We start from the raw sequence: 1,454 nt of genomic DNA on the forward strand, positions 1-1,454 counted from the left end.
TATGGACTTGCTGCACTCCCCCGGCAGAAGGTCGAGCAGACGCTCATGAGGTGGCTCACCGGCGAACGTGACTACACCCCTGGCGGCAGAGGATTCATGGCTCAGGCGTGGGACCGCTTCGTACCCCCGCCGGCACTCTGGGATGAGGCGCTCCGCGTCCTCAAACCGGGCGGCTTCCTGGTGTCGTTCGCAGGGGCACGCACCGTGGACCTGATGGGCCTGTCCATCCGACTTGCCGGCTTCGAAGTCCGAGACATCCTCGCGTGGATTCGCGCGGACGCCTTCGCGAAGGCCCCTGGCATCCTGAAATCCGGCCATGAGCCCATCGTCATGGCCCGCAAACCCCTGCGAGGCACCCTCGCCGCCAACGAAGCGCGCTGGGGCACAGGGAGCCTCAACATCGAAGGCTCACGCACCCCGTACCGCTCAGCCGCCGACGAGGACGAGACGAAGACGAAGAACGCTCACGGCCAGTTCGGCACACGCCATGGCGGCAATGCCGTCTTCGGCGACTTCGGGGACGGCCTGCGCGAGGACTACAACCCGCCTGGGCGCTGGCCGACGAACGTACTCTTGGACGAAGCCGCCGCCATCATGCTCGACGATGCGAGCCCCGTCACCCGCTCTCGCAAGAGCAGCCCACGGCGTGCATCCGCCCCGGGCGCCGGCGGTTTCCGCACCACCCACACCGGCGCCGAGCACGACGACGTTGGCGGCCCCTCCCGCTTCTACCCCGTCGTCGAACCCGCAGGCCTCAGCCCCCAAGACCTGCTCCTCGCGGGCCAGGCAGGCTTCCACTACGCCGGCCGCGCAACCGCCAAGGAACGCCCGGTCGCGCCCGACGGCACGAAGCACTCGACCGTGAAGCCACTAACGGTGATGCACTGGCTGGTGAATCTGGTGAGCATGCCGGGGCAAGTCATCCTGGACCCGTTCGGCGGGTCAGGAACGACCGCGGAGGCCGCCATCGACTTGGGGCGTGAGGTCACCATCATCGAAGCTGAGAGCGAGTTCATCCCGCTCATCGAGCAGCGCGTCGAACGCGCGCTGTCGCGCCGCTCGGACACACCCCGCGCATAATGGGACCATGACCAGTGAGCAGCCCAGGCAACGCAATGGGCAGTTCGCCGAGACCGCTCACAGTGAACCAGAGGTCGCCTTGCCGGACGAGTACAGAATCGACTCCGCCGTGTTCGCCGAGACCCTGCAGCAGCAGCGACTGGCGAAGATGAAAGGCGGCATCTATCACCTCACGCAGGTGCAGCTGGCATACAACTCGAACCGCATCGAAGGCTCCCAGCTGACCGAGGAGCAGACCCGCTACCTCTACGAGACCCGCACGGTCTCCGGTGATGCGCTCGTCGACGACGTCATCGAGACGGACAATCACTTCCGCGCTTTCGATGACATGCTCACCCACGTGGGCCAGCCCATCACGGCGGACACGATGAAGG

General features: G+C 66.4%; 2 protein-coding genes. Both read left to right on the forward strand.

Annotation, left to right across the window (positions count from 1 at the left end):
• Positions 1 to 1,080: DNA methyltransferase (locus B7X32_RS20855; protein ID WP_292724144.1), on the forward strand; the 1,080-nt coding region annotated here is incomplete at its 5' end.
• A gap of 7 nt (positions 1,081 to 1,087) precedes the next feature.
• Positions 1,088 to 1,454, forward strand: a 367-nt coding sequence (locus B7X32_RS20860) for a hypothetical protein (protein ID WP_292724146.1), incomplete at its 3' end; no start/stop codon positions are given.

The sequence above is a fragment of the Microbacterium sp. 13-71-7 genome, from assembly GCF_002257455.1.
Taxonomy (GTDB): Bacteria; Actinomycetota; Actinomycetes; order Actinomycetales; family Microbacteriaceae; genus Microbacterium.